The sequence below is a fragment of the Trichococcus sp. genome (assembly GCF_049589555.1).
Lineage (GTDB): Bacteria > Bacillota > Bacilli > Lactobacillales > Aerococcaceae > Trichococcus.
Genome location: NZ_JBAWAZ010000269.1, coordinates 1 through 5,931 on the forward strand (window position 1 = coordinate 1; position 5,931 = coordinate 5,931).

A 5,931-nucleotide genomic window follows, 5' to 3' on the forward strand; every position below is an offset into this window, starting at 1 on the left:
TTTGTGGAGAGTGCGACAAATCCCACTCCAGAAATCGAACACCCCAGCCAAAACAAAAACCAGCTTGAGCTGCCATCAAACAAGATGGCAGCTCAAGCTGGTTTATTTTATGTTGTTTTGACTTTCCTGTGTACCCAGAAGTACAGCAGCACAAGCAACAGTTCAAGCGTCACAAAGACCATAACAAAGCAGTGCATGAAAAAGTCCTGTGGCAACGCCAGAATGATTGGGTCTGTCCGTGCATCAAAAATCCAGGCATCATTATTGAAGAAGACACCGTGGAACGCCACAAACAAACGGTCGAAGTTCATGAATATCATAGTCAAAGCCACTAAAGGCGAAGCGACCATCAGGCGCAAAGGATTCAGCATACGCCAATACCCCTGCTCTTTTTTCACCATCCGCAAAAATAATATGCTTGCGACGGCCGACACTCCCAATATGGCGTAATCCAATAGGAACAGTCTTTTCACCTCATGAAAATGGAACAGTCCACTTTCGGATGCCGGGAAATCAGGCATCTTCAATTCCGCGGTCCATGGCAAATTCAGATATTGCATCAGGACGCGGTAATTATCCAGAATGACGTCTTTCGAAAACCCGGTCATCTGTTCAATGTTCAGGTAGTCGATGTCAAAGCTGTAGAGCGGTGTGAAGTTGATCGTAAAAGCGATGCTTGCACTCAACACCAGCAAAAAGATTGCTGTATATCCGAAAAAATATTTCAGTTTCTGCGCCATCGCTACACTTCCCACTCAGACAGGTCATTGAGGATGTAGGTCGGTTGCTCATCCTTGCCTTCAATGTCCACCAGCTGCGAGAATCCGGTCAGGACCATCAACGTGTCCACACCATAATGGACGCCCGCCAGGATATCCGTATTATAATTATCCCCGACCATGATGACATCTTCTTTGTCCAATTGCATCCTTTTGATGGCTCCGGCCATGATTGTCGGATACGGCTTTCCGATGATCAGCGGTTCTTTCTGGGTGCAAGCCTTCAGAAAGGCGGTCAACGCACCGGCTCCCGGAATAAAGCCTCGTTCGGTCGGCAAATTGGTATCAGGGTTCGTCGCAACAAACTTAGCTCCTTTTTGGATTGCCAAACAAGCAGCCTCCAATTGCTGATAGGTAACCCCGCGGTCCAACGCCTGCAGGACAAAATCAGGATCTTTATCCACCATTTCGAAACCGGCAGACTGCACTTCCTGCTTCAAAGAGGCTTCACCGACGACCAGAACCTTCTTGCCGATGTTCAATTCATTCAGGTGATCCAATGCCGCCATGGCGCTGGTGTAGATATGGTCTTCCGTCACATCGATCTGGAAGTTTTGCAAAAGATTCTCTTTTACCTCTGCGGCAGTCTTGGTTGCATTGTTTGTGACGAACAGGAACGGAATATTTTTATCCTGAAGTTCTTTGACGAAGATTTCCGCTGTCGGGATGCGCTCAGCACCTTTATAGACGGTTCCGTCAAGATCGATTAAATAACCTTTGTACTTTTTGATGATATTCTCCTCCTGATCACTGCTCAATCTTTTTGATTTGGAAACTTTTCTTCTCACCCTTAGCAGGTCTGGTTGTTGTCGTTTTTGGTTTATCGATTGGCTGGGAATCATTCGCGTTCACATCTTTGATCACGAAGCCTTTTTTCTTCCCTTGGCTTCTCGGTCTTTCGACATTTTTCGCTACTTTATTTTTGTTTGGTTGAGACGGTGCGGGAGTCGGAGTCTGCTGGGCAGCTGTTTGGATAGTTGTGTCGGCCGGCAATTCCTCTCTGTTGGCTTCACGGTTTTTGCGTTTACGGTTGCGCTTTGTTTTTGTGATTTTTTCTTTCTCAGCGCGCGTTTTCTCGATCACGAAATAGGCACAACCAAAGTTACAGTACTCGTAGAGATAATCCTCCAAGAAACTGATTTTCTTGTCTTGGGAGACTTTGCTGTTGTTGTTCCTGTAAAAGCCTTTCAGACGTAACTGCTCATAACCCCAATCCCCGACGATATAATCGTACTTGCTCAAAATGGATGTATACCTTCCGGCTAGCGCTTCAGCATCAAAACCTTCACGGTGATCGATGCTCAATTCGTATTCTTGGGTACCTACCAAAAGACGCTTGTCGTCCAATAACTTTACAATTTCTTCCTCTTCGTTACGGTCGCTTGTTTCCGCTTCACTCTCATCCGCAATAGTTTCCAGCAACGAGTCCACCTGCGTTTTCAATGATTCATCCAGTAATTCCTTTTTATCCACGATAGCACCTCACTTTTCTCTCATTATGGGAAATTTATCTTCTAAATGCAGACCGAACACGTCCCGTAGGAAATATGGGAACAACAGACGGCTGCGGCCTTCGTTTTCGATTGTCGGGAAATAGGTGATGTAGCGGAAATGGTCCACCGTCACAAAGGTGATGTCCTCCTCATCGGAAAGCTCCCTACCTTCCACCGTCACTCGGTTCGTGACCGGATCGACCTCGAAGCCGCGGTAGCAGAGCTCCCCGAAAATCCTTCCCCGGAATCCCATGCCGGTTATTTCCTTCGTCATCAGTTCTTCGCGCTGCGCTTCCATTTCCTCGATCATGACTTTGAAATCCCGCCCCGTCAGCGTGCATTCCAGCAAGCGCATCGGATGCGGCAGGATTTGATGCAGATGGTTTTTGGTGATGATTCCTTCCGGCAAATCCTCCAAGAACAGTCCGGAGTTCAGAATGCCGAATGGCGTATCGGCATATTCGGTCACAGCATCCAAGCCCAACAGCAACAAATCATTGATGTGGCCTTCATCCGCTTTGAGCCGAGCCGGGCTGTCCGCAATTGGGATGGCCGACAACAGTTCTTCTCCACGTTGCTGCAGTTCCTCGACTTCCGCTCGATCGTCAGGTTTTTCCGGCAGATCTCCTGCTTCGATCAATTCCGCTTTGCGATCCAAAATCCTGTCGGAATCATAGCTGACCGTCACATGACCGATATACTTCCCGAACTTACCCGCTCCCAGCAACAGGGACTCATCCACATGTTTGCCTTCAGGCAGCACATGATGGGTATGCGCTCCGATGATGATCGGAATGGAACGGTACATTTCGCCGATATGGATATCCTCGATGATGCCGACGTGCGATAAAAGGATGATCAAATCGACGGATGGCGCTACTTTCAATAAAATTTTCGGCAGGACTTCATCCGATTCCTTCGGGTCCCAACCGTTCGGGACATAGCTGAGATAGAGCGGTGCCGTCAAGCCGATGATCCCGACCTTCAGACCGCTGGACAAGGTCTTAAGCAGGTACGGTTGCGCCCAGGTCGGCAGAGCATCCGTTTCCGGATCATAGAGGTTCGCCAACACGACGGGAAATTCGGCATCATCATAGAGTTCGTCCAACTGGCGTTTGTCATTGCCGATCCCTTCATTGTTGCCAATCGTCACTGCGTCGAAGGGAACTTGGTTCAACAATTCGATGTTCGCCTTGCCGTTGGTAGCTTCCGTCAAAGGATGCACCCTGTCGCAGGCATCGCCGATGTCGAAGAGCAGAACCTCTTCCCCATTTTTTTCATGAAAGGCCTTCTTCTCCAACAAAAAACGCCGGATCTTCGGCCAATTGTCAAAATGCGAATGCAGATCATTGATATGGTAGATGTGCAATTTCTTCATGATACGTTCTCCTTTTCCATTGACAAAGAGGAACGTGCTTCATTCATCTTTCTCTTGTGTAATCTCTTCAACTTTAGCGTGAACTGCAGTCATCAGATCGGCAGGACTGAGCTCGATCTGCGTGCCGCGTTTGCCGCCGGACACCAGCACGCTCTTTTCATCAAGAACATGATGGGACAAATAGGTAGGGAACGCTTTTTTCATCCCGATCGGCGAACAGCCGCCCCGGATATACCCGGTAGTTGCTTCCAGATCCTTCAAAGGCAGCATTTCAATCCGTTTATTACCGCTGACTTTCGCAAAAGCCTTCAGGTCCAGTTCGTTCTGCGCCGGGATGACCCCAACGACAACGCCGGTCTTATCGCCGACCGCTACAATGGTTTTGTAGACCGCGCCGGCATCCTGACTCATTTTTTCAAGGACCGACAGCGCATCGAGGTGGTCCTCCGACCAAGCGTATTCGTGGACTGCGTAATTGCACTTCTGTTTATCCAACATGCGCATCGCATTTGTTTTGGTTATTTTCTTATTTTTCACTGTCATCTTTCCTTTTTGTCTGATAATGCCTATTTTACCATATGTATAGGGATTGCATCCGGAAAAAGTGACGGTTCCTGCATAAAAAAGCGCAAAAAAAGGGACTTCCCAGCTCAATGCTGCGACAGTCCCTGATGTTTTGACGCTGGATTCTGATCAATGCTCCAAGTTTTCGGCATGGAGCCCTACTCGTTTGGCCAAGTCGATGAACGTTTCTACTTCTTTATCTGAAAGGACGGAAAATATATCTGCGATATACGCAGCATGCAATGGGAAAATGCGGTCCATCAATTTGCGTCCTTCTTCGGTAATAGCTGTAAAAATAACGCGACGGTCAGTTGCACATGGGATGCGTTGCACTAGCCCTTTGCTCTCTAATTTATCGACAACGTACGTCAAACTGCTGCTGGCAAGCAAGACTTTCTTTCCGATGTTTTGGATCGGTTGCTCCCCTTTATGATACAACAATTCCATCACGGCGAATTCGGAAAAATTCAAACCTTGTTTCATCATATCTTTCTTCAGTTTGTCCTGTACATGTTGGGATGATTTAAATAACACAGTAAGGGCCTTCAAAGTATCGCGATCTGTTGCAGACATCGTAACACCACCTCCCTTTAATATTTCGATTTCGAAGTAATAATAGCACGAAAGAAAAATTTTGTCAAAATATACAAACGCTTGCATGGTGGGAATAATAGCAATCGAACAAATACAAAAAACCGCGCGGATGGACATCGAACAGTCCAACTTACGGTTTTGTAAATTGCTATGAGAGTTGCTCAGTGATACATCAGGACTTCCCTAATACACACGCTCCGCCAAATGTACTATACTATCTGAATAGTATATCACAAACAATCTTCATTACGAGGATATTGTTAACTATAAGCAACAAAAATCATCTGATTATTATCAGATTTGAAGGAGAATATACATTTGAAAAAACACCTATACATCGGCATGGGTTTCTTGACGTTCGGTCTCGGGACTGTCGGGATATTCTTGCCGTTCCTGCCTACAACTGTCTTCTATCTGCTGACTGGCTTTTTCTGGGTCCGCAGTTCGGACCGTTTGCATCAGCAATTCATCGAATCGGAAAAATACAAGCAATATATCGAAGATCCGTTATTGAAAAAGAACATCACGAACAAAGGGATGTTCCGGATGTTCGTGATGATGCTCTTTGTCTTTGCAATCCCTTTTGCGCTGACCGACAGCGCGTTGTTGCGCATCGTACTGATAATCGTCTACTTGGCCCACCTGATCGGATTGACCTGGCATTTGCGTTTCAGGAAATAACCACAATCACATCACTATCCACCGTCAGATCACGGATTCCCAATACTTCTGGATAATCGTTTATCACTTTCCGCATAGTCCTCCTCACGTGATAGATTCGAAATGACTTTCCGGATCAGTTGGGGCAGGACTTCATAGGAATAAGGCTTATGGATTCTCTCCTTCCATGTGTGCGCCCCTTTCCCGAACACACCCAGATTGACGGCAGGGATCGAAAGCTCTTGGATATCATCGGTGGGCAAAAGGTAAATGCTTTCCATGCCCGGAAAATTTTGGATCAATGTCAGGATTTCCTCTTTTGTTTCGCTCATAGACAGGTAGCTACTGTCGGAAAGGAACGGGAAAAAGCGCCGTTTTTTGAATGTCTGACCGTGCGCTTCACCGATTTTTCGCATCGCGTTTGAAATGGCACGGTCGACCGAAGAATCCGGTTCGATGCCAT

Annotated in this window: 7 protein-coding genes and 1 pseudogene; 1 reads left to right on the forward strand and 7 read right to left on the reverse strand. The window is 46.9% G+C overall.

The window, feature by feature from the left end:
* Positions 1-107: 107 nt before the first annotated feature.
* The 6 genes from WBV27_RS09740 to WBV27_RS09765 form a co-directional block, all read right to left on the reverse strand.
* Positions 108-740: a TIGR01906 family membrane protein gene (locus WBV27_RS09740; RefSeq protein WP_424201590.1), complete on the reverse strand. Its 633-nt coding sequence runs from the start codon at positions 738-740 to the stop codon at positions 108-110.
* A 2-nt stretch (positions 741-742) separates the two neighbouring features.
* Positions 743-1,510 (reverse strand): TIGR01457 family HAD-type hydrolase, encoded by a 768-nt coding sequence (locus tag WBV27_RS09745; protein WP_424201600.1) that lies wholly within the window; start codon positions 1,508-1,510, stop codon positions 743-745.
* A 16-nt stretch (positions 1,511-1,526) separates the two neighbouring features.
* Positions 1,527-2,252 carry a YutD family protein gene (locus WBV27_RS09750; RefSeq protein ID WP_424201592.1) on the reverse strand — a complete coding sequence of 242 codons (726 nt, stop codon included), beginning with the start codon at positions 2,250-2,252 and terminating at the stop codon, positions 1,527-1,529.
* Between the two features lie 9 nt (positions 2,253-2,261).
* Positions 2,262-3,650: a bifunctional metallophosphatase/5'-nucleotidase gene (locus tag WBV27_RS09755; protein ID WP_424201594.1), complete on the reverse strand. Its 1,389-nt coding sequence runs from the start codon at positions 3,648-3,650 to the stop codon at positions 2,262-2,264.
* Positions 3,651-3,689: 39 nt separating this feature from the next.
* Positions 3,690-4,193: a Cys-tRNA(Pro) deacylase gene (ybaK, locus tag WBV27_RS09760; protein ID WP_424201596.1), complete on the reverse strand. Its 504-nt coding sequence runs from the start codon at positions 4,191-4,193 to the stop codon at positions 3,690-3,692.
* Between the two features lie 150 nt (positions 4,194-4,343).
* Positions 4,344-4,787, reverse strand: a complete 444-nt coding sequence (locus WBV27_RS09765) for a MarR family winged helix-turn-helix transcriptional regulator (protein ID WP_068561182.1) — start codon at positions 4,785-4,787, stop codon at positions 4,344-4,346.
* Between the two features lie 339 nt (positions 4,788-5,126).
* Between WBV27_RS09765 and WBV27_RS09770 the strand changes: the two genes are divergently transcribed.
* Positions 5,127-5,489, forward strand: a complete 363-nt coding sequence (locus WBV27_RS09770) for a YbaN family protein (protein WP_424201598.1) — start codon at positions 5,127-5,129, stop codon at positions 5,487-5,489.
* A 29-nt stretch (positions 5,490-5,518) separates the two neighbouring features.
* Here WBV27_RS09770 and WBV27_RS09775 read toward each other — a convergent pair.
* A pseudogene (locus WBV27_RS09775) lies at positions 5,519-5,931 on the reverse strand (hypothetical protein); the annotation flags it as partial.